The following is a 24,652-nucleotide window of genomic DNA, read 5'->3' on the forward strand; positions in this document are numbered from 1 at the left end:
CAAGGCGATCACCGCGCTCGAAACGAGCCGGACCGCGCAGTACCATGCATTGCACACGCAGTACGGACAGTACGGCGACGTGCATCACGCCGACCTCGCCAGCGATTACGCGACCTACTGGGCGATCCGCGGGACGCAGGCCAACCGCGCCAGCTTCGATGCCGGCTACACGGTCGGCGCGACGGCCGAGATCCTGGCCAGGATCCAGGTGGCGACGCGCACCGCGCCGATCTCCGGCGATGCGCTGATCGCACGCGTCACCGCGCAGATCGCGCAGATGGAGAGCGATCGCGGCACCCGACTGACCGAAGCTCAGATCGCGCAACTCTACACCACGGCCTTGGAGGCAGAGGCGCGCGGGACCAAGCTCTCGGGCACGGTCTTGACGGATTACGTCTCCGCGCAGATCAAGCAGATTAGCGACTCGAGGAATGTCGATTTCAACAATTTGACGCTGATCTTCGGTGGTTTCGACGCCTCGAAGATCTCGAACTTCAGCACTCAGTACGACCAGTACTGGCAAATGCGCGAAGCGGGTGACGCGACGACGCTGCAGTCGCAGGCCTACAAGGATCTCGATGCCGCCTTCTCGGGCTTCGGCGCCCGCTACGTGGCAAAGCTCGGCACCGCCTACGACCTCTACAGCACGTATCTCGCCAACGGATCGACCCGGATCGGCAGCGCCGAGCTGACCGCCCTGACCAAGCAGTTCACCGAGGATGCCGGTTCGCAGACCCTCGGCGAGGCTGCCCTGCGTCTGGCTACATCCGGCAAGGTCGCGGCGGCGGAAGCCGCGCTCAAGGCGGCCTACGCGGCGCTTCATCTCCGCTTCGGCAGCCTCGGCGACACCTACGACGCGTCGCTGGTCGAGGGTCGGACGGATGCGCAGAAGGCCGATTACGAGACCTACTGGAGCTACCGCAACCAGCAGATCGATCCGAGCGTCTACAACGCCGCCTTCGCGCCGCGTCTGACCGGTCAGGCGCTCCTCGACGCCGTGAGCAAGGCCCGTGCGGCGGCGGAGACGGAGGCTGCGACTTCGCCGGCCATCGACGCCGCCCGCCAAGCGGCGCAGGACCAGCGCGCGGCGGCGCTCACGGCGCAGTACCGGGCGCTCGATACCTTCTTCAACCGCCTGCCGGGATCCCACGGCACGAGCGACCTGACGGCGCAGAAGCAGGCCGCACCGATCTTCTTCGTCGACAAGGACACGGCGAAGGCGATCGACAACAGCATCAAGCGCTGGACCCAGGACGAGCTGCTGAGCGCCGTCGGCCAGGGCCTGCTCAAGGAGGTGCCCAGCACCGTCGTCGATATCCAGAGCCCGATCATCAAGGGCCGCACGATCAAGCTCGTCACGTCGGCCGATGTCGGCTCCAGCACCGGCACCACGCTGATCCAGATCGGATCCGGCGCGCCGGCCATGACCGCCGACCAGCAGATCGACCTCGCGGCGGCCGAGCGCAGCGACCTCGTCTTCCTGACGAAGGATCCGAACATTGCCACCGCCACCGTCACCTTCGCCAACCAGGGCGCCACCGGCACCGTGACCCGCGTCGACGGCGGAAAGTGGGACCTCACCGCCTTCGTGAAGGACGGCAAGCTCATCGATGCCACGCTGTTCATCGGCGGCCTGACGCAGAACGCCACCGCCGAGACAAGGGGCTACTTCAAGATCGTCGCGGTGACGGACACGGTGATCACCGTCGCCTTCTCCGACAACAAGAGCTTCCAGGAGGGCATCGCCCGCAACGTCACCTTCGGCGCAAGCGTCGCGGTCAACAGCGAGGCTCCGCGCACGACGGCGACGCTGTCGGTCGATCGCCTCAAGGCCGGCCCGACCAACCTCGACGTAACCTTCAGCAACGACGCCGCGACCAACCAGGGCGTGCTGACGCTCAAGACCGGCGCATGGGATACCGGCCTCTACAAGGTCGGTGACAGGCTCTTCATCGCGGGCGCGACGACGAACACCACGGCGATCGCCACCAATCTGTTCGAGATCGCCTCGATCAACGGCGGCGTGATCCGTCTCGTGACCGGCCAGCTCTTCGACACGACCGGTGGCCTCAACGGTGTGCTCTCGGCACGCCTCGCCATCGGCGTCCAGGCGACCGCGAGCACCGGCGGCGTCTTCGTGATCAACCGCGCCCTGTCGGACCAGGCCGACAGCTTCGTGACGGACGGCTTCACGCAGGGCATGCGGATCGGCCTCGCCGCCGCGTTCGGCGTGACGACCGGGAACGCCACCGGCGCCGAGACCTATTACGTGGTCGCCAGCGCGGACAAAGCCTTCCTCGTCCTCGACACCGGCAGCCTCGACGCGAACAAGCGCGCGCCGCAGGCCGCGGAAGTCGGGCGCAACCTCGTCGTGTTCCAGTCGGCCAAGGATGCCGGGAATCCGTTCAGCGTCGTCAGCCATCTTCTGATCCAGAAGCGCAAGGCGGTGGTGCTGGAGACGGCGGGCGCGCTCAACGTGAGCGCGGGCGGCCAGATCTTCATCAACACCCCGTCCACGGTGACGTTGGGCCTCGTCACCTCGACGACGGGCCAGGACATCCGTCTCAAGGGCGACGACGGCATCGTGAACGGGCGCGGCGCCACGGACACGAACGTCGTCGGCGGCAACACCATCCTCGAAGGCGGCAAGGGCGGGATCGGCAGCGCGCAGAAGGCGATCGGCGTCAACCTCTCCGGCACCCTCGCGGCCCGGAGCGCGGAGGACATCCACGTCACCGCCCGCGACGGCGATCTGAACCTGGAATCCGCCTTCTCGACCAAGGACGTGTTCCTCATCGCCGACAAGGGCAGCATCCTCGACGGGGTGAGGACCGACACGACCAAGATCTCGGCCGCCAACCTCTACCTGAAGGCCGCGGGCACGATCGGCGAGAGCGCGGATGGAACCCGCAACGCCATCGAGGTGAAGCTCGGCGGCTCGATCCGCGCCAGCGCCACCGGTGCGATCCTGCTGACCGAGACGGCGGGCAACATGAACGTCGTGGCGGTCACCACCGCGGGCGACGTGGTGCTGCGGGCGCAGGCCTCGATTCTCGACGGCGGCGACCTCGTGAACCCGCGCGACATCGACTCGGCGCGCGATCTGTCCGGCAGCGGTCGCGCCAACGTCACCGGGCGCTCGATCACCCTCGAAGCCCTCGACGGTATCGGCGTGAGCGGCGACGAGTTCGAGTTCGACAGCAATGTCGGCGGCACGAGCACCGGACGCGTGACGCTGACGGCGGGCCGCCGCGACATCTATGCCGTGGAGACCAGCGGCGACGTCTGGCTCGCCACGATCGGGGCCGGGGCCGGCAACACCGCCTTCCTCACCGCGCTCGCCGGCGACATCCTGAACGGATCGAGCGACTACAACGAGAGCAACGGCGGCACCTCGAACCTCTCCTCCGGCCAAGCCAAGCTGATCGCCTCGGGCAGCGTCGGCACGGCGACGCGCCGCATCATCGCCAAGCTGGCGACCGCCGACGCCCGGAATCCGTCCGGCGGCATCGAGGTGTCGGCCGGCGGCGACGTCTGGCTCTGGAACGTCGGCGGTCTGCGCGTCGGCGGCGTCACGCCCCTGCTCAAGACCGGCATCCAGGCCGGTGGCGCGATCAACGTGCGCACGTCGAGCCCGGTGACGATCAGCACGGACATGATCTCGAAGAAGTCGATCAACGTCTTCTCGGGCGAGGACATCACCAGCGGCAACGACCTCCTGCTCGTGAAGGGCGGCGTCACCATCTTCTCGACCGAGGGCTCGGTCACGCTGGCCGCCGGTGACGACCTCACCGTCGAGGCCGGCGCGGTGATCAAGGCGAAGGGCGACATCGTCCTCAAGGCCGATACCCGCGTGGTGAAGGATCGCGACGGCAACGACACCGTCGAGGCCTCCAACGAGGCCCCCGCCACGATCGATCTGCAGGGCACCTTCGTCGGCCGCACGATCACGATCGAGGGCAGCAGCCTGGGCGGCACCTACCGGCTCAACGGCGTCTTCATGACCGGCGAGCGCGACATCATCGTCGCCGGCAACAACACGAACGATCCGGACCAGCGGATCACGCTCGCTCAGATCACCGAGACGGCCCTCGTCCGCGGCAACTCCATCACCCTGCGCACCGGGGACGGCCCCAACACGATCACGCTCGGGAAGAACACCTATTCCACCGGTGCAATGAACCTCATCGGCGGCGCGGGTGACGACACCGTGACGCTCGACGGCACCTACACGCTCGATGCTCTGACGATCGATCTCGGCGGAGGCAGCAACAGCCTTACGGCGGCCGGCCTCTACACGGTGGGCGGCGCACTGGCGATCCGCGGCGGGTCGGGCCGCGACACCCTCGACCTTCAGGGCGAGTACGCCGCTCGCTCGATGGAGATCGATGTCGGCGACGGCCAGAACGACATCACCCTGACCGGCACCTACCGCATCGCCAACGCGTTCACGATCCGCGGCGGGTCGGGCAACGACACGCTGCTGGATTTCCGCACGGGCGGGGGCGCCGCGAGCCCGACCAACATCACCGCCGGCTCGCTCTCGATCGACCTGGGCGGCGGCACCAACACCGTGCGGCTCTCGGGCACTTACGCCACGCCGACCGGCGCGATCACGATCCGCACCGGGGCGGGCAACGACACCATCGACCTCCAGGGCAGCTACACCGCGCGCGCCCTGAGCGTCGAGGCCGGTGCCGGCACCAACGATCTGACCCTGACCGGCCGCTACCGGATCACCGAGGCCTTCACGATCACGACCGAGGGCGGCAGCGACACGCTGACCGATCTGCGCGCCGCCAGCGGCGGCGTGGAGACGGCCGACATCCAGGCGCGATCGCTCGCGATCCGTCTGGGCGATGGCAGCAACACGGCGACCCTCGCCGGCACCTACGCGATCGACGAGGCCTTCATCCTGACCGGCGGCGCCGGAGCCGACCACCTCACCGACCACCGGCTCGCGGGCGGCGTCGTCACGAACGCCGTCCAGCTCGTGGCGGCCACGGTGACGATCGCCCTCGGGGACGGCCAGAACCGCGTCGAACTCGCCGGCAGCCACGAGGCGAAGGGAACCTACACCCTGACCACGGGGGCGGGCGACGACACCGTCGTCGATGCCGCGCTCGTCGGCGGCGCTCCCGTCCAGGGCGCGACGATCCGTGCGGCCGACATCGCCGTCCATCTCGGCGCCGGCAACAACGCGCTGACGCTGCTCGGCACCACGATCGCCACCTCGACCCTGGCCCTGACCAGCCTCGGCGGGCGCGACCAGTTCGCCCTGCGCGGCCGGGTCCGTGCGGCCGCGACGACGATCCGTCTGGGCGCGGGCGACGACACCCTCGACCTCGCCGTCCGGGAGATCTCGGGCCAGACCAGCGTCTTCGGCGAGGAGGGAGCGGACACGATCAACGTCGATCGCATGCCCTCGCTCACCAGCACGACCGCCGCGCGCACCGACACGCTCGACATCGACGGCGGTCAGGACACCGACACGATCCGGGTCCAGCTGAACGGCGCGTCGTCCTACCGCATCAACGTCAAGGATTCCGGCAGCCCGGATCGTGGCGTCGATACCCTGACGATTTTCGGCACCGATGCCGCGGACCAGTTCCTGCTGCGCCACAACTTCGTGGCGCTCGTCCACCCGAACGCCGACGGCACCTACCCGGCGGGCGCGGTGGTCGAGCGGATCAACTACGACATGAGCGTCAACGGGCGCGTCGTCGTCGAAGGCGGCAAGGGCGACGACCGTTTCGCGCTCGACGACACCGCGGCGCTGATGACCATCGACGGCGGCGAGGGCAACGACTTCTTCCAAGTCGGCCAAGTCTTCGCGAGCCTGCGCGACACGGCCAATGGCCTGCTCGGCGAGGACGCGTTCGAGTCCACGAAGCTGTCCTTCGGCGGGTACCTGTCCCGCGGCATCTCGCTGCCGGCGGTGATCTACGGCGGCACCGGCGACGACACCTTCCAGGTCTACTCGAACAAGGCGGACCTGCGCCTCGAAGGCGAGGACGGCGACGACACCTTCATCGTGCGCGCCTTCGCGCTGGCCGGATCCAACCCGCAGGACAACAAGATCAAGCTCAATGCCGGCGCCGGCAACGACCGGATCGAGTACAACATCAATGCGCCGCTCGAGATCGACGGCGGTTCGGGCTTCAACAAGATCGTCGCGCTCGGCACCGAGTTCGCCGACACCTTCGTCGTGACGAGCGACGGCATCTACGGTGCCGGCCTGTCGATCCGCTTCAGCAACATCCAGGCGGTGGAGGTCGACGGCCTGGAGGGCGACGACACCTTCTACGTCCTCTCCACGCCTCCGGGCGTCGTCACCACCCTGATCGGCGGCCTGGGCAGCGACACCTTCAACGTCGCCGGCGATGTCAGCGGCGAGGTCGTGGCGCGCGACGCCAAGGGCAACGCGGCGGTCATCAACCACACCGCGGCGAGCTCCGATCCGCGCTACGACGGCCTGTTCGTGCCGGGCATCAACGCCTCCGTCGCAACCGCCGCCGGTGGCAGCGTCAGCGACGCGGGCGGCCTGACCCTGCGCGAGGATTCGGGGATCACGGCGCTCGGCGTCGAGGGCAGCAGCGTCGGCTCCTACACGATCGCGCCGCCGGCCCCGACCCGGACCCAGCTCGGCGCGAGCGACTGGGCGGTCCTCACCGTGTCCGCCGCGCAATCCTCCAGCCAGATGAGGGCGCTGGCCGGAAACGCGGGTACGGTCGAGGTCTCGATCGACGGCATCACGTGGTCGGACGCCCTGACGCTCCGCTTCACCACGGAACTCAAGAACGGCGTCTACGTCTGGAAGCCCGAGCGGACGCAGACGGTCCTCGTCCGCGCCAAGTCGGACACGGCCGCCGAGGGCGAGCAGAGCGTGGCCATTGGCCACTCGGTGATCAGCTCCAACGCGGAGGTCAGCGCCACCTACGTCCGCACGACGCTGGTCAAGGTCATCGACAACGACAAGCCGGGCCTGATCATCGTCGAGAGCGGCGGCGGCACCTCGATCGTCGAGATGAGTGCGGGCCGGGCGCCCCAGGCGCAGAACAGGGACGGCTACACCGTCGTCCTCAACAACCCGCCGCTCGCGGGCGAGACGGTCACCGTGACCCTGAACGTGCCGAGAGACCGGCTGTCGCAGCTCGTCTTCACCGACGCCGCCGGCAACGCCCTGCCCACCGACGCGAACGGCTTCGCCGTCCTCACCTTCGATGCGAGCAACTGGAACAAGCCGCAGACGGTGCTCGTCTCGTCGCCGGCCGACGCGACGCCCGAGAACCGTTACCTGGCGGAGATCACCCACATCGTGAAGAGCACTGTCGCCGGCACCGGCGCGGAGGGTTTCTTCACGGCGGCACTCGTCGGCGAGCCGGTGGTGCGCGTCCAGGTGACGGACGGCAACACGGCGGGCGTCGTCGTGACCCCGGCCGAGGGCGGCGTCGTGGTGACGCCGGGCCAGCCGTCCCACTACGACGTGGTCCTGACGACCGCGCCGCGGGGATCGGTGACCATCACGCTGGCCGATGACGGTCAGACCCTCACCGACAGCGACGATTCGCGCTTCGCGCGGGCGACCGCCACGACACCGGCCACGATTACCTTCGACGCGTCGAACTTCGATCAGGCCGTGCGGGTGAAGGTGCTGAGCAACCCGAACGCCACCAAGGTGACCTCGGACCTCAAGACCTTCTCGCGCCAGACGCACGACCTCAGCCGCATCGAGGGCCCGCTGGTCCTGATCGGCGGCGCCGGCCCCGACAGCCGCTCGCTGACCCCGGCGATCGTCCTGCCCGGCGAGACCAATCGCCCGGTCACGCGCGACATCGACATCGATCCCACCAAGAAGGATTTCGACAAGGTCACGCTGTTCAACGACTCAACCACCGTGGGCGTGGACGGCGTGGTGAGCGCCGACCACATCTCCGGCTTCGGGATGTCGCAGCGGGACATCTCCACCGCCGCGAGCGGCAGCGCCACCAACGTGACCTTCAAGGGCGGCGTCGCCTATCGCGACATGGCCTCGGTCGAGCTCCTGCTCGGCTCGGGCGCCGACCGGGTGACGGTAAAGGGCACCGCGCTCGACACCCTGACCGCGATCCACGGCGGCGGCGGTGCCGATACGATCACCGTCGAGGCGTCGCAGGGCACGCTGGCCCTGTTCGGCGACACCAGCGCCGACCGCAGCCGCTACAGCGCCACGGACAGCGTCCGCACCGGCGGCGCCATCGGCTTCCGCGACGAGGGCGCGGTCGATGTCGACGGCTCCCGCGTCAGCCTCGACGACGTCATCGACGCGTCGGGGGCGACCGGTCTCGTCATCATCGATGGCGGCGCCGGCAACGATCGGATCAAGGGCGGCCAGGGCCGCAATCTCATCGCCGGCGGCACCGGCAACGACCGGATCGAGGGCGGGGCGAGCGCCGACGTCATCCTCGGCGATTCGAGCTTCAACCTCGACGACGTGAAGCGCGTCGTGACGATTGCCGATCCGTTCATCGAGCAGGACCGCGCCAAGGGGGCCGACACGATCGACGCCAAGGGCGGCGACAACGTCATCCTCGGCGATCACGGCCAGATCTATCAGGACGGCTCGGAGACCGCGGGGATCGCGCTCACCGGCAACCATGTCGTCACCCGCGTGGTCTCGACGCATACGGGCGTCGGCGGCGCCGACACGATCATCGCGGCCGACGGCAACAACGTGATCATCGGCGGCTTCGGCGCCGACACGATCACCGCGGGCGCCGGCAACCACGTCATCCTCGGCGACAACGGCGAGGCCGTGTTCGCGGGCGGCGTGCTGGCGAGCCTGCGCAGCACCGCCGGCGCGACCGGCGGCGACGATACGATCATCGCGCGCGACGGCGACACCACCATCATCGGCGGCGCGGGCAAGGACGGCATCGCCGTCGGCGCCGGCACGCACGTGATCCTCGGCGATACCGGCGAGGCGCGCTTCACCCCCGGCACCCGCACGATCGGCGGCGTGAGCGTCCCGGTTCCGGTCCTGATCTCCATCAAGACCGCCGACGACGAGGCGGCGATCGGCGGCGACGACAGCATCGAGACCGGGAACGGCGATGTCACCGTCATCGGCGGTGCCGGCGCCGACCGGATCATTCTCGGCAAGGGCCGGCAGGTCGTGCTCGGCGACAGCGGCTCGGCCACCTTTGTGGACGGCAAGATCGCGACGATCACCGCCCTCGCCACGGCGATCGGCGGCAACGACACGATCACCTCGGTCGAGGGCGACACCACCATCCTCGGCGGCGCGGGCGCGGACACGATCGAGGTCGGCGCGGGCAACCACGTCATCCTCGGCGACAGCGGCCGGGCGCTGTTCGACGCCGGTCGTCTCGCCTCGATCGAGAGCATCGATCCGGGCATCGGCGGCGATGACGTCATCGGGGCCAAGGACGGCAATGCGACCGTCATCGGCGGTGCGGGCGCCGACCGGATCACGCTCGGCAAGGGCATGCAGGTGGTGCTCGGCGACAGCGGCTCGGCGACCTTCGAAAACGGCCGGATCGCCACCGTGACCTCGGTCGCGACCGAGATCGGCGGCGGCGACACGATCACGGCGAGCGACGGCGACACCACCATCCTCGGCGGGGCCGGCGCCGACGGTATCGCGGTCGGCGCGGGCAACCACGTCATCCTCGGCGACAGCGGCAAGGCCGTCTTCAGGGTCGGCCAACTCGTCTCGGTCGAGAGCATCGATCCGGGCATCGGCGGCGATGACGCCATCGAGGCCAAGGACGGCAACGCCACGGTGATCGGCGGCGCGGGCGCCGACCGGATCACGCTCGGCAAGGGCATGCAGGTCGTGCTCGGCGACAGCGGCTCGGCGACCTTCGTCGATGGCGCCATCGCCACGATCCTCTCGGTCGCGACCGAGATCGGCGGCGACGACGCGGTCACGGCGACCGGCGGCGATACCACGATCCTCGGCGGCGCGGGGTCCGACACGATCAAGGTCGGCGCGGGCAACCATGTGATCCTCGGCGACAGCGGCCGGGCGGTGTTCCGCAACGGCCGGGCCCAGCGCATCGAGTCGATCACGCCGGAGGTCGGCGGCGACGACATCATCGAGGCCGAGGACGGCGAGTCCCGGATCATCGGCGGTGCAGGGGCCGACCGGATCGCCACCGGCGCGGGCAACCACGTCATCCTCGGCGACAGCGGCGAGGCCGACTTCACCGTGACGGCGACGGGTGCCGTGACGACGAGCGTGCTCGCGCGCATCGCCACCACCGCGACCGCCATCGGCGGGGCCGACACGATCCGCTTCGGCGCCGGCAGCAACGTCGTGCTCGGTGGCGCGGGCGGCGACACCATCACCGGCGCCGACAGGGGCGCGGTGATCCTGGGCGACAACGGCATCGTCACCTTCGACGCCGCCGGCCGGATCCAGCGTGCGCTCTCGATCGACCCGGCCATCGGCGGCGACGACACGGTCACCGTCGGCAACGGCGACAACGTCGTCCTCGGCGGTACGGGCCGCGACGCGATCACCGTCGGCGACGGCAACAATGTCGTGCTCGGCGACAGCGGCCAGGCCGATTTCGAGGCCGGCATCCTCGTCGAGATCGCGAGCATCAGCCCCGAGGTCGGCGACCGCGACACCATCGCTGTCGGCAGCGGCCGCAACGCGATCCTCGGCGGTGCCGGCGGCGACGCCATCACGGCCGGGATCCGCAACGGCGCGAAGGTCGGCATCGGCACCAACGTGGTTATCGGCGATGCGGGCCACGCCCGCTTCACCGCGACCGGCCTGCCGACCCTGGTCGAGACGACCTACGACAATGTCGGCGGCGACGACACGATCAGCGTCGGCGACGGCGTCGCCGTGATCCTCGGCGGTTCGGGCGGCGACACCATCACCGCCGGCAACGGCCGCAGCACGGTGCTCGGCGACAACGGACAGGCGACCTTCGACGCGCAGGGTCGCGTCCTCCAGGCCGCGACCACCGCCGCCACGGCGGGCCTGCGCGACCTCATCACCCTCGGCGACGGCGGCAGCGTGGTCATCGGCGGCGTCGGCGCGGACGAGATCCGCACCGGCTCCGGCGCGGACGTGATCCTCGGCGACAACGGCAGCGCCGTGTTCGCGGACGGCGTCCTGGTCTCGATCGAGACCACGGACTCGACCTTCGGCGGCGGCGACCGGATCGTGGCGGGCGAGGGCGACAACGTGGTGTTCGGCGGCGTCGGCGCCGACGACATCACCGCGGGTGCCGGGCGCGACGTGATCCTCGGCGACGACGGCCTCGCGACCTTCGCGCAGGGCGTCCTCGTGCGCGCCGCCACTAAGAACGAGAGCGTGGCGGGCGACGACACGATCCGCGCGGGCGACGGCGACAACGTCGTGCTCGGCGGCTCGGGCAACGACACCATCACCACCGGCATCGGTGCCGACATCGTCTTCGGCGACAACGGCGCTATCGACTTCCTGAACGGCGTCCGGCTGGAGGCCCTCAGCGAGCGGGCCGGCGGCGGCGGCGACGTGATCGCCACGGGCGCGGGCGCCGACCTCGTCATCGGCGGCCTCGGCGGCGACCTCATCGATGCGGGCAAGACCGATGCGGACGACGACATCGTCTTCGGCGACAACGGCCACGTCACCTTCGACGCCCTCGGCCGCGTCCGGCTTGCCGAGACGCTCGACCCGACGCTGGGCGGCGACGACGAGATCCAGGCCGGCGCGGGCGCCAACCTGATCCTCGGCGGCGCGGGCTCCGACACCATCATCATGGGGGCCGGCGCGGACATCGTGCTGGGCGACAACGGCAGCGTGACCTTCGCCGGCGGAATCCGCCTCGAGGTGACGAGCAGCCGCGAGGGCGGTGCGGCCGACACCATCACGACCGGCGCGGGCGCCGACGTGGTGCTCGGCGGTCGCGGTGGCGACACCATCGACGCGGGCAAGACCGACGCGGATGCCGACATCGTCTTCGGCGATAACGGCACCGTCCAGTTCGTTGCCCTGGGCCGGGTGAAGCGGGCCGAGAGCCTCGATCCGGGTCTCGGCGACGACGACACCATCGAGGTCGGCGGCGGCGACAACGTCGTCATCGGCGGCGCCGGCTCCGACACGATCACCGCGCTTTCCGGCAACGACGTGGTGATCGGCGACGAAGGACGCGCCACCTTCGAGGCTGATGGCCGTGTGAAGCGGGCCGAGAGCTTCGATCTCGGCTTCGGCGGCAACGACACGATCGACGTTGGCGCGGGCGACAACGTCGTCATCGCGGGCGCGGGCAGCGACGGGGTGACGGCGCTGGGCGGCAACGACGTCATCCTCGGCGATGGCGGCTACGCCGAGTTCGAGGCCGGTCTGCGCGCCCTCGTCGTCTCGACCGACGCGGCCGGAGCCGGCGCCGATCGACTCGCGACGGGCGACGGCGACAACGTCGTGCTCGGCGGTTCGGGCAACGACACGATCATCACCGGCGCTGGTGCCGACATCGTGCTCGGCGACAACGGCCGGATCGCGTTCGCAGGCGGAATCCGTCTGGAGGTCATCACCGACCGCATCGGCGGCGGGGCCGACACCATCACCACGGGTGCGGGCGCGGACCTCGTCCTCGGCGGCCTCGGCGGCGACGTCATCGACGCCGGCCGCGACGACGCGGACGCCGACATTGTCATCGGCGACAACGGTCACGTCACCTTCGACGCGATCGGCCGGGTGATCCGCGCCGAGAGCTTCGATCCCGGCCTCGGCGGCAATGACGACATCCGGGTCGGCGGCGGCGACAACCTCATCATCGGCGGCACCGGTGCAGACACCGTCACGGCGCTGTCCGGCAGCGACGTGATCATCGGCGACAACGGCTATGCGGTCTTCGAGGCCGGCGTGCGGGTCGAGTTCGCAGCGACCGATGTCTCCGATGGCGGCAACGACCGGATCGAGGCGGGCGACGGCGACAACCTCGTCCTCGGCGGCTCGGGTTCCGACACGATCACCACCGGCAAGGGCGCCAACATCGTGCTCGGCGACAACGGCCTCGTCGCCTACGAGCTCGGCATCCGTGCCCGGATCGTCAGCGACCGCAACGGCGGCGCGCGCGACAGCATCGCCACCGGCGCCGGGGCCGACGTGGTGCTCGGCGGCCTCGGCGCCGACACCATCGATGCCGGAAAGACCGACGCGGATGCCGATATCGTGTTCGGCGACAACGGCCAGATCACCTTCGACGCGCAGGGCCGGGTCAAGCGCGCCGAGAGCCTCGATGTCGGCTTCGGTGACGACGACACCATCGAGGTCGGCGGCGGCGACAACTTCGTCCTCGGCGGCGCAGGCAGCGACGTAGTTACGGCGCTTGGCGGCAACGACGTCCTCCTCGGCGACAACGGCTACGCCCTGTTCGAGGCCGGCGTGTGGGTCGAATTCGCTTCGACCGATACGACCGATGCCGGCAACGACCGGATCGAGGCGGGTGACGGCGACAACCTCGTCCTCGGCGGCTCGGGCGGCGACACCCTCGTTACGGGCAAGGGCGCCGACATCGTGCTCGGCGACAACGGCCTCGTCCGCTTCGAACTCGGCCTGCGGGCCCTCGTTCAGAGCAGCCGCGACGGCGGCGCGCGCGACAGCATCACGTCGGGCGCCGGTGCGGACGTGGTCCTCGGCGGTCTCGGCGCCGACACGATCGATGCCGGAAAGACCGACGCGGATGCCGATATCGTGCTGGGCGACAACGGCCGTCTGACCTTCGACGCGCTGGGCCGCCTGAAGCGGGCCGAGAGCCTGGACCCGACCTTCGGCGGCGACGACAGCATCGAGGTCGGCGGCGGCGACAACGTCGTCATCGGCGGCACCGGTTCCGACACGATCACCGCGCTTGCCGGCAACGACGTGATCCTCGGTGACAACGGCTATGCGGTGTTCGAGGGCGGCGTGCGCGCGGCCTTCGCCTCGACCGACCCGGATGACGGCGCACGCGACGTCATCAGCGGCGGCGACGGCGACAATATCGTCATCGCCGCGGGCGGCGCCGACGACATCACCACGGGCGCGGGCGCCGACATCATCCTCGGCGACATGGGGGTCGTCACCTTCGAGAACGGCCGCGTTCAGGAGGTCTACACCACCGACGAGCGCCGCGGCGCGGGCGATGTCGTCCGTGCGGGCGATGGCGACAACATCGTGTTCGGCGGTACGGGCCGCGACGAGATCACGACCGGCAAGGGTGCGGACCTGATCCTCGGCGATTTCGGCGAGGCGAGCTTCACCGCCGGGCGCCTCGTGCGCGTGGCCTCGCTCAACCCGAACCGCGGCGACGACGACACGATCGCGGCGGGCGACGGCGACAACGTCGTGCTCGGCGGCTTCGGCAGCGACACCATCACCGCCGGCAGCGGTGCGGACGTGGTGCTGGGCGATAACGGCCTCGCGACCTTCCGTGCCGACGGCAAGCGGATCCTCGTCCGCACCACGGATGTCGAGATCGGTGCGCCGGACACGATCCGCGCGGGCGACGGCGACAACCTCGTCATCGGCGGCACGGAGGCCGACGCGATCACCACCGGTAATGGCGCCGACGTGATCCTCGGCGATCACGGCAGCGTCAGCTACGACGCCGACGGCCTGCTCAAGCAGATCCTGTCGACCGAGACCGGTCTCGGCGCCAACGACACCATTACTTCCGGTGACGGCAGCGACACCATCCTCGGCGGCTTCGGCTCGGATGCCATCACCGCCGGTGACGGCGCCAAGATCGTGCTCGGCGACAGCGGCCAGCTCGACTACGCCGCCGGTGTGCTGGCTCAGGTGCAGACCCTGACACCGATGATCGGCGCGGCGGACACGATCCGCCTCGGCAACGGCCGCAAGCTCGTCCTCGGCGGTGCCGGCGGCGATACGGTCGAGGGCCAGGCGGGCGACGCCATCGTCCTCGGCGATGCCGGCCTCGTTAGGCTCGCCGACGGCAGCCCGGTTCGGGTCGAGAGCACGGATGTCGAGGTCTCCGGCGACGACACGGTCACGCTGGGCGCCGGCAACGGCATCGTGCTTGGCGGCTCCGGTGCCGACAAGCTGACGCTGGGCGCGGGCCGCTCGGTGGTCCTCGGCGACAACGGCCGCGTCGATCTCGACGCGCAGGCGCGGCCGGTCGAGATCGCCTCGACCGCGCCGGAGGTCGGCGGTCGCGACGTGATCGTGACGGGTGACGGCGGCTCGGTGGTACTCGGCGGCTTCGGCGCCGACAGCATCGTCACGGGCGCGGGCGCGGACATCGTGCTCGGCGACAACGGCGCGGTGACGCTCTCGGCCTTCGTGCCGGTCGTCGTGCGCACGACGAGTGCGGCCGTGGGCGAGGCCGACGAGATCCGCGCGGGTGAGGGCGACAACGTCGTGCTCGGCGGCGTGGGCGGCGACACCATTGTCACCGGCTCGGGCCGCGATACGGTGTTCGGCGATGCCGGCCAGATCCGCTTCGACGCGAAGGGTCTGGTGGAGCGGGCCGAGAGCCTGGACACAGCTATCGGCGGCGACGACGCGATCGAGGCGGGCGCGGGCGACAACCTCGTCGTTGCGGGCGTGGGCGCCGACACGGTGACGACGCTCGGCGGCGCCGACATCGTGCTCGGCGACAACGGCGCGGCGGTGTTTGCCGGCGGCCTGCGGGTGAGTGTGGCCAGCACGACTCCGGCCGACGGCGGCAAGGACACGCTGGTGCTTGGCGACGGCGACAACCTCGTCATCGGCGGCACGGAGGCCGACGCGATCACCACCGGCAGCGGCGCGGACGTGATCCTCGGCGACCACGGCAGCGTCAGCTACGATGCCGACGGCTTGCTCAAGCAGATCCTGTCGACCGACACGGGTCTCGGCGCCAACGACACCATCGCCTCCGGCGACGGCAGCGACACCATCCTCGGCGGCTTCGGCTCGGATGCCATCACCGCCGGTGACGGCGCCAAGACCGTGCTCGGCGACAGCGGCCAGCTCGACTACGCCGCCGGTGTGCTGGCTCAGGTGCAGACCCTGACGCCGGCCATCGGCGCCGCGGACACGATCCGCCTCGGCAACGGCCGCAAGCTCGTCCTCGGCGGTGCCGGCGGCGATATGGTCGAGGGCCAGGCGGGCGACGCCATCGTCCTCGGCGATGCCGGCCTCGTCCGGCTCGCCAACGGCAGCCCGGTTCGGGTCGAGAGTACGGATGTCGATGCCTCCGGCGACGACACGGTCACGCTGGGCGCCGGCAACGGCATCGTGCTTGGCGGCTCCGGTGCCGACAAGCTGACGCTGGGCGCGGGTCGCTCGGTGGTCCTCGGCGACAACGGCCGCGTCGATCTCGACGCGCAGGCGCGGCCGGTCGAGATCGCCTCGACCGCGCCGGAGGTCGGCGGTCGCGACGTGATCGTGACGGGTGACGGCGGCTCGGTGGTACTCGGCGGCTTCGGCGCCGACAGCATCGTCACGGGCGCGGGCGCGGACATCGTGCTCGGCGACAACGGTGCGGTGACGCTTTCGGCCTTCGTGCCGGTCTTCGTGCGCACGACGAGTGCGGCTGTGGGCGAGGCCGACGAGATCCGCGCGGGTGAGGGCGACAACGTCGTGCTCGGCGGCTTCGATGGCGACACCATCGTGACGGGCTCGGGCCGCGATACGGTGTTCGGCGACGCCGGGCAGATCCGCTTCGACGCGAAGGGATTGGTCGAGCGGGCCGAGAGCCTGGACACCGGGATCGGCGGCGACGACACCATCGCGGCGGGCGCAGGCGACAACCTCGTCGTTGCGGGCGTGGGCGCCGACACGGTGACGACGCTCGGCGGCGCCGACATCGTGCTCGGCGACAACGGCGCCGCGGTGTTTGCCGGCGGTGTGCGGGTCAGCGTGACCACTACGGCTCCCACCGACGGCGGCAAGGACACGCTCCTCCTCGGCGACGGCGACAACCTCGCCATCGGCGGCACGGAGGCCGACGCGATCACCACCGGCAACGGCGCCGACGTGATCCTCGGCGACTTCGGCGCGGTGACCTACGATGCGGTCGGTCTGCTCAAGCAGATCCTGTCGACCGAGACCGGTCTGGGCGGTGACGACACCATCGAGGCGGGCGCGGGCGACAACCTCGTCGTCGGCGGCTTCGGCGGCGATACGATCACCACCGGCATCGGCGCGGACGTGATCCTCGGCGACAGCGGCGAAGTGCTGTTCGCGGGTGGTCGTCTAGCCCAGGCGCGCAGCCTGGATGCCGGGATCGGCGGCCGCGACACGATCAAGGCCGGGGAGGGCGCCAACATCGTCATCGGCGGCATGGATGCCGACGTGATCGAGACCGGCGCCGGCCGTAACGTGATCCTGGGTGACAGCGGCCTCGTGCGCCGCGATGCCGGTGGCCTGGCGCAGGCGGTCTCGACCGACACCGCGCTCGGCGGCGACGACACGATCCGTGCGGGCGCGGGCGACAACCTCGTCCTCGGCGGCTTCGGCCGCGATACGATCGACACCGGGGCCGGCGCGGACATCGTGCTGGGCGACAGCGGCGAGGCCCTGTTCGAACGCGGCGTCGTCGCCTTGGTGACGACGCTCGATGCGGTCAACGGCGCGGGCGATACGATCCGCGCGGGCGAGGGCGACAACCTCGTCTTCGGCGGCCTCGGCGGCGACGCCATCACCACCGGCGCGGGCAACGACGCCATTCTCGGCGACCAGGGCCGTGCCGGCTTCTCCGGCGGCGTCCTCGTCGTGCTCGAGACGATCGATCCGAATGCCGGCGGCGACGACCAGATCGTCGCGGGCGACGGCGACAACCTCGTCTTCGGCGGCGTCGGCGCGGACCGCATCGTCACCGGAGCGGGCGCCGACATGATCCTCGGCGACAACGGCCGGGCGGACCTCGCCATGGCCGGCGGCCGGGCGGTGATCCGGCGTGTGGCATCCACCGATCCGCTCGCGGGCGGCGACGACCGCATCGAGGCCGGCGACGGCAACGATTACGCGGCCGGCGGCACCGGTGCCGATGTCATCCTCGGCGGCGGCGGTCACGACGTGCTGTTCGGCGACCACATGCTCTACGACCGGGCCCTGCCGGTGAACCAGCGCGCGGTGTCGATCTTCACGGCGGCGACCGATGGCGGCGGCAACGATACGATCGAGGGCGGCGCGGGCGACGATTTCCTCTACGGCCAGCAGGGCGACGACAGGCTCTATGGCGGCGAGGGCGACGACGACCTCACCGGCGGCCACAACGTGCTCGGCGGGGCCGACGGCAACGACGGCCTCTTCGGCGGGGACGGCGCGGACGTGATCCTCGGCGACAACGGCGTCATCACCCGCAACGTGCTCGTGGACGACGTGAAGGCGGTGGCGTGGCAGCGCAATCCCGGTCCCTTGGCCGACACCGTGATGCGGGACGTGCTGCGCTTCGACCTCATCGACTTCATCGGCGGCAACGACGCCATTGCCGGCGGCGCGGGCGACGACCGGATCTACGGACAGATGGGCGACGACCTCATCTACGGTGAGGAAGGCTCAGACGAGATCGTCGGCGGCCTCGGCCGCGACATCATCGACGGCGGCGCGGGGGTCGATTACCTCCTCGGCGACGAGGGCCGGATCGTTCGCGCCTATGGCCGGGACGGCAGCGCGATCCTCAACAGCGACGGCACGTGGCACCGCGACGTGGTGCTGGAGGAGATCGGCACCGTCACCGCCGCTATCGCCACCGATGCGCAATCGGCTGCGATGCGGACCGCGGAGCTGGCCGAGAAGCTGGCGCAGGCGGATCTGATCCTGGCGGTCGGCGCCCGCGACGGCGCGGGAGCGCGCCTGACCACGGGGGCCGGGAGCACCTGGGCGACCTCCGCGCTCACCCTCTCGCTGGCCCGGGCCGACGACGACGTGATCGCGGGCGGCGAGGGCAACGACGTGCTCTTCGGCCAGCGCGGCAACGACCGGCTGATCGGCGATGGTGGCGACGACCTGATCTACGGCGACCGCGCCTCGAACCTGTCGGAGACCGCCTCCGACCGGCCGACCATCGTGAACGCCATCCGGCTGATCGGTGCCGCGGCGGAGACCGGCCTCGTGCTGCCGTTCGGCGGCGAGGTGGTGGTGCCGGCCCTCAACCTTGTGCCCGGCGCGTTCGGTGCCGGCGCTCCGCGGATCGAGGTCTATCCCTCGATGGCGGGCGTGGTCTCCGACATCGCCGGGTCCGACCCGATCCGGCGCAGCGATGGCGCGAGCCTCACCGTCTACGCCTCGCTGGTTCCGAGCCTCTACGGCACCAACAATGTGCTGGCGGGCAACGACGTCATCGACGGCGGCGCGGGCAACGACACGATCTACGGGGACAGCAGCGAGACCTACACGCTCGACGTGACGGCCTACGCCGCGCTCAACGGCCAGATCGACAAGGTCGCCGCCTCGGCCTCCGATCTGCTCGGGGTGTTCGCCACGCTCAGCCGCGGCGTCGACCTCCTGCAGGGCGGACCGAGCCGGACGATCGCCTACGGCAACGACCACATCCTCGGCGGTGACGGCGACGACGTCATCGTCGGCGATGCCGCCCGCACCATCGTGCAGGGCTCGGGGCCGCTGCGCAGCCTGTCCGTCGAGGCGGCGCTCGCGCTCAGCGACACCCTCTCCGACATGCGCTCGGTCATCACCGACCTCGCCATGACGGGCCGGGTCGCGCAGGCCGCGGTGACGGCGAAGCTGGAGGCGATGGCGCAGCGGCCGCTGAACGAGATCCTCGCCTACGGCCTGCCGCAGGGAATGGGGACGAACCACGTGGTGTCGATCGGCAACGACATCCTCGAAGGCGGCGCGGGCGACGACCTCGTGGTCGGCGATACCCTCGTCCTGTTCCAGCCCGGCGTGGCGCGCGGTCTCGCGGTCCAGGATCCCGCCACGGCGTCCGAGGCGGCCAAGGTCGAGGCGGCCGTGTTCGCCCGCTCCGCCGAGCGGTTCTCCGCGATGCAGCAGCATCTCGCGGTGGACTACCCGGTCGATCTGAAGTCGGTCGCCCTCCACTGGATCGTCTCGATCGCCGCCCGCGGCGACAGCTTCCAGGGCGGGAACGACCGGATCGAGGGCGGCGACGGCAACGATCTGCTGATCGGCGATACCGGCTTCATCCAGCTGCCGGCCGCCAATGCGGCGCAGGGCCGGGGCGCCACCGCCGCGACCCTCGCCGAGGATCGTGCCCAGGTCGAAGCCCGTGTCCTCGGCGCCGGTGCCGCCGGCCTCGACGCGGATCTCGACGCCTGGAACCGCTCGGCCTGGGACGCGCTTGCCGGCAGCGTCATCAGCTGGCGCAACCCGCTCTACGGCGGCTTCACCTGGAGGAGCCCGTTCGGCTTCGCCAGCCAGCAGAGCCTGACGGCCGGCTATCGCGGCTGGATCGGGGCTCCCCGGGACGCCCGGTTCGACCTGCAGAGCGTGCTGTTCGACATCCGCTTCATCATGGGCGTGCCGGACCTCGCGCAGCCGGCCTCCGGTGTCTATGCCGGCCCGATCAAGGCCGGTGAGGACATCATCGCGGGCGGTGCGGGCGAGAACCGGATCTTCGGGGCGAAGGCGATCCTCGTGCCGACGGTCGGGGCCGACGGCCGGATGATCGGACCGAGTTCCTTCACGGTGCTCCTGCCGACCAACCTCGGCATGGTGCAGGGCAGCTTCACCCCGATGATGTTCCCCAACAGCATCGGTGTGATCAACACGGCCGGCGTCGGGACGCAGTTCCTCAACTTCCACTACGGCGTTGCCGTCGCCGGGAAATGGGGAGCCTCGTCGCTGGCGGCCTACGGGCAGACCTACGGCGCCTCCGCGGCGGCACAGTACGGGATTCCGCAAGGGAGCCAGACCGGCGCGGATCAGATCAGCGAAGGCGACAGCGGCCTCAAGGTCCTCGGCTTCTACAAGAAGCGGGCGATCTGGTCGTTCGATGCCGGCCTGACCCTGCCGTCCTTCTCGGCGACGGCCGCCAACACCCTGACGCCGACCGCGGTCGCCGGTCGCCCGGCCGCCATCGAGGCGATCGTCCACAAGCCGCTGCTGCCCAACGAGGTGATCCGCTCCATCGAAGGCGGCGACATCGTCCTGCGCGGTCGGGACCGGCCGGCCCCCGCCCCGACGAAATACGCGACGTGGTTCTTCGACGAGGCCAAGGGCAGCCTCGTGGAGCAGGCCAAGGACGAGGACGACATCCTCTTCCTCGCCAAGCGCTTCGGCGATCCGACGTTGCCTTCGAAGTGATGCCGGCCGGCGGTCTTCGCACCGCCGACGGTTCGACGGCCCGGCTCAAACGCAGCCGCCGCCCCGGTGATCGGGGCGGCGGCTTCGGCGTTCCATGCGTGGACGTGGAAGAGGGGAGGGGCCGCCGCGGCCGGCCGTCACGTCACCTCGAAACTCGTCCACAGCCCGGTATCGAACCGCTCCAGCACGGTCGCGCTCAGGAGCCAGCGGCCGGGATTGTCGGCGACGAAGGCGATCTGGGCGCTGCGCCCCTCCGGAATCTGCACGGTGTCGAGCCAGTAGGGCTCCCAGCCGTCGTCGAGCTGGTGCAGCAGGCGGAAGACGTGGCCGTGCAGGTGCAGGCTCTGGATGAAGCCGGTGTCGTTGCGGATCGCCAGCACCACGACCTGCCCCCGCTTCACCGAGAACAGGGGCGCCGTGCCCGCCGTCCCGCTCGCACCGTTGATCTGCCAGACGCGTGTCGGATCGCCCTGGTAGGGCGTCTCGGCGCCGGGCTTAGTCTTGTCGGGGCGCACGCCGCCGGTCAGCACGAGCTCGCGGCGCAGCGCGCTCTGCAGGCGGATCTCGGCGGGCAGGCGCTTGTTCTCGGGGATCGATCCGATCGCCGCGCGGCCCGTCTGCGCCAGAGGCTCGCCGGATGCGTTCAGGGTCGCCAGCGGAAGGCCCTGACCGATCAGCGCGGTGATCGCGCCGGCCGGTCCGGCCTGCGGGGGAAGGTCGAGGAGCAGGTCGTAGCGCGTGCCCGGCGCGAAGGGGAGCGTCGCCTTCAGCGGCTCGAAGGTGTCGGTCGGCTGCCCGTCCACCGCCGCGACATAGGCCTTCAGCCCGTCGAAGCGGATGCGCAGGCTGCGCGCGTTGCAGGCATTGGCGAGCCGCAGGCGCAGGCGGCTGCCGGGCCGCGCCTGCAGGTCGAGGGGGATCGGCTGTCCGTTGAGCGTCACCACGCTCCCGAGCCGGCCGGCCGCCGCGGCGAAGGCGACCTGCCCGAAGGGCTGGAGCGCACCCGCCTCGTCGAGGCGCCAGTCCTGCAGCAGCAGCGCGATGTCTCGATCGACGGCGGGCGGCGCGGTCTCCTCGACGATCAGCATGCCGGCGAGGCCGCGGCCCGACGGCTCGCTCGACCCGCCGACCACGAGGGGACGGATCAGGAAGCTGCCGGCATCGGGCGGCGTGAACTCGTAGGTGAAGCCTTCGCCCGGCCCGATCGGCGCCTGGGTGACCCCACCGACGCCGTCCATGGCGTTGCGGTTGCGCACCCCGTGCCAGTGCAGCGAGAGCGGCTTGTCGGTCCCGTTCTCGACCCGCAGGCGCACAGGCTCGCCGAGCTTGATCCGCAGGATCGGCGCCGCCTCCTCGCCGAGCCGCCAGACCGCCGTCTCGGGGGCGGGCTCGGGCTTCAGCCGGAGCTTGGCCGGCGCGGCTTTGAGCGGTGTCGGCTCCGGCGCCGCGGCCTTCGCGGCGGGGGCCTGCGCCGCGGCGGCGCGCGGCAACAGGGCGAGCGCGGCGCTGGCGGCGAGCAGGTCGCGCCGCGAGAAGGATCCCGGCTCGGGCTGGGCCGTCGGGTCGGGCTTTCGCATGGCGGCTTGCGTCGTCCTACTGATGGGGCCCGCGTTGTAGACAGGCCGCGCCCGCCCCGCCACCGCGCAGAACCCTCCGTAAGTTTTTTGCTGCGGCTTTGGGCGCGCGTGCTATAGACGCGCGCTTCGACGGCTCGGAATCCCGAGCCCGTGTCGATGGCGCTCGCGGGCGTGGCGGAACTGGTAGACGCGCTGGATTTAGGTTCCAGTGTCGCAAGACGTGGGGGTTCGAGCCCCTCCGCCCGCACCAAGTCCGTATCGGGGTCGGCGCCGGGACCGAATCGGTTCCCGCCAGGGCCTCTCCCATGGCGCATCGGCACGCGAAGACGAGATGCGGTTTTAGAAAAGCGGACGAACGACGATGCAGGTGACCGAGACGACCTCCGAGGGGCTGAAGCGCGAGTTTCAGGTGCTCCTCCCCGCCAACGAGCTTGAGGATCGCCTCAACACCGAGCTCTCGAACATCAAGGGCAAGGTCCAGATCAAGGGCTTCCGCCCCGGCAAGGTGCCGGTGGCGCATCTGCGCAAGGTCTATGGCAAGTCGGTGATGGCCGACGTGCTGCAGAACGCCGTCAACGAGGCCAACCAGCAGATCGTCTCCGACAAGGGCCTGCGCCTCGCGCTGGAGCCGCAGATCGAGTTCCCGAAGGACGAGGAACAGACGATCATCGAGCGCGCCCTCGACGCCAAGGGCGACCTCGCCTTCAAGGTGAAGCTCGAGGTGCTGCCGAGCTTCGAGCTCGCCGACCTCTCCGACGTCTCGATCAAGAAACTCGTGCTCAAGCCCTCCGACGAGGAGGTCAACGAGACCCTCGAGCGCATGGCCAAGGACAGCCGCTCCTTCGAGCCCCGCGAGGAGGGCGCCGAGGCGCAGTCCGGCGACCGCGTCACCATCGACTTCGTCGGCCGCATCGACGGCACCGAATTCGACGGCGGCAAGGGCGAGGATGTGGATCTGGAGCTCGGCTCCAACACCTTCATCCCCGGCTTCGAGGACCAGCTCGTCGGCGTGAAGGTCGGCGACGCGCGCCTTGTGAAGGTGGCGTTCCCGGCCGATTACCAGGCCGAGCAGCTCGCCGGTAAGGACGCCGAGTTCGACGTCACCGTGAAGGCGGTGGCCGCCCCCGGCGAGACCAAGATCGACGACGAGCTCGCCAAGCGCTTCGGCATGGACGACCTGGAGAAGCTCAAGGAGGCCGTCTCCAAGGCCGTCGGCGCCGATTACGAGGCGCAGTCCCGGCGCAAGCTCAAGAAGGAGCTGCTCGACGCGCTCGACGGCAAGTACGCCTTCGACCTGCCCCCGAGCCTCGTCCACCAGGAGTTCGCCGCCGTGTGGGCGCAGGTCGAGCAGGACCTGAAGAACCGCGGCAAGACCTTCGAGGACGAGGGCACCACCGAGGAGGCCTCGCAGGCGGAGTACCGCAAGATCGCCGAGCGGCGCGTCCGCCTCGGCCTGGTGCTTGCGCAAGTCGGCGAGACGGCCGATATCAAGGTCTCGGATGACGAGGTCAACCAGGCCCTGTTCGCTCGGATCCGGCAGTTCCCGGGTCAGGAGAAGCAGGTCTACGACTTCTACCGCAACAATCCGCAGGCGCTCGCCGAGCTTCGCGCGCCGCTGTTCGAGGAGAAGGTCGTCGACCATGTCCTCGGTCAGGTCCAGGTCGTCGAGGAACCCGTCTCCAAGGAGGCGCTCTTCGCCGAAGACGACGAAGCCGACGCGGCTTCGACGGACGGGAAGCCGAGCGAGTCCAGCAACGAGGCGGCGGCCGACAAGGCTGCCGGCTGATCGTCGACCCTCCGGCTCCGCGGCGGGCGGCGGTCTCGAGAGAGATCAGGCGGCGTTAACGCGCGC

At 70.4% G+C, this 24,652-nt stretch carries 3 protein-coding genes and 1 tRNA gene (1 of these 4 running past the window's edge); 3 read left to right on the forward strand and 1 reads right to left on the reverse strand.

The window, feature by feature from the left end; all coding sequences use genetic code 11:
- Positions 1–21,223, forward strand: partial view of a calcium-binding protein gene (locus HNR51_RS24190; protein ID WP_182556642.1) — the 3' end only. Its footprint begins 23,264 nt before the window's first position; 21,223 of the gene's 44,487 nt are visible here — the last part of the coding sequence; its start codon lies beyond the left edge, outside the window; it ends in the stop codon at positions 21,221–21,223.
- A 137-nt stretch (positions 21,224–21,360) separates the two neighbouring features.
- Here the strand turns inward: HNR51_RS24190 and HNR51_RS24195 are convergent, their stop codons facing one another.
- Entirely contained in the window at positions 21,361–22,800 is a 1,440-nt protein-coding gene (locus HNR51_RS24195; protein ID WP_182556643.1) for a multicopper oxidase family protein, read from the reverse strand.
- 165 nt (positions 22,801–22,965) lie between these two features.
- Between HNR51_RS24195 and HNR51_RS24200 the strand changes: the two genes are divergently transcribed.
- Together HNR51_RS24200 and tig are read left to right on the forward strand one after the other, a co-directional pair.
- Positions 22,966–23,050: transfer RNA gene (locus HNR51_RS24200), tRNA-Leu, on the forward strand.
- Positions 23,051–23,161: 111 nt separating this feature from the next.
- Positions 23,162–24,586 (forward strand): trigger factor, encoded by a 1,425-nt coding sequence (tig, locus tag HNR51_RS24205; RefSeq protein WP_182556644.1) that lies wholly within the window; start codon positions 23,162–23,164, stop codon positions 24,584–24,586.
- Positions 24,587–24,652 lie beyond the last annotated feature (66 nt).

The sequence above is a fragment of the Methylorubrum thiocyanatum genome, from assembly GCA_014138645.1.
Lineage (GTDB): Bacteria > Pseudomonadota > Alphaproteobacteria > Rhizobiales > Beijerinckiaceae > Methylobacterium > Methylobacterium thiocyanatum.

Excerpts from the sequence above, each read along its gene's own strand:
- HNR51_RS24195 (WP_182556643.1), bottom strand. The coding sequence starts at position 22,800 with ATGCGAAAGCCCGACCCGACGGCCCAGCCCGAGCCGGGATCCTTCTCG.
- tig (WP_182556644.1), top strand. The coding sequence starts at position 23,162 with ATGCAGGTGACCGAGACGACCTCCGAGGGGCTGAAGCGCGAGTTTCAG.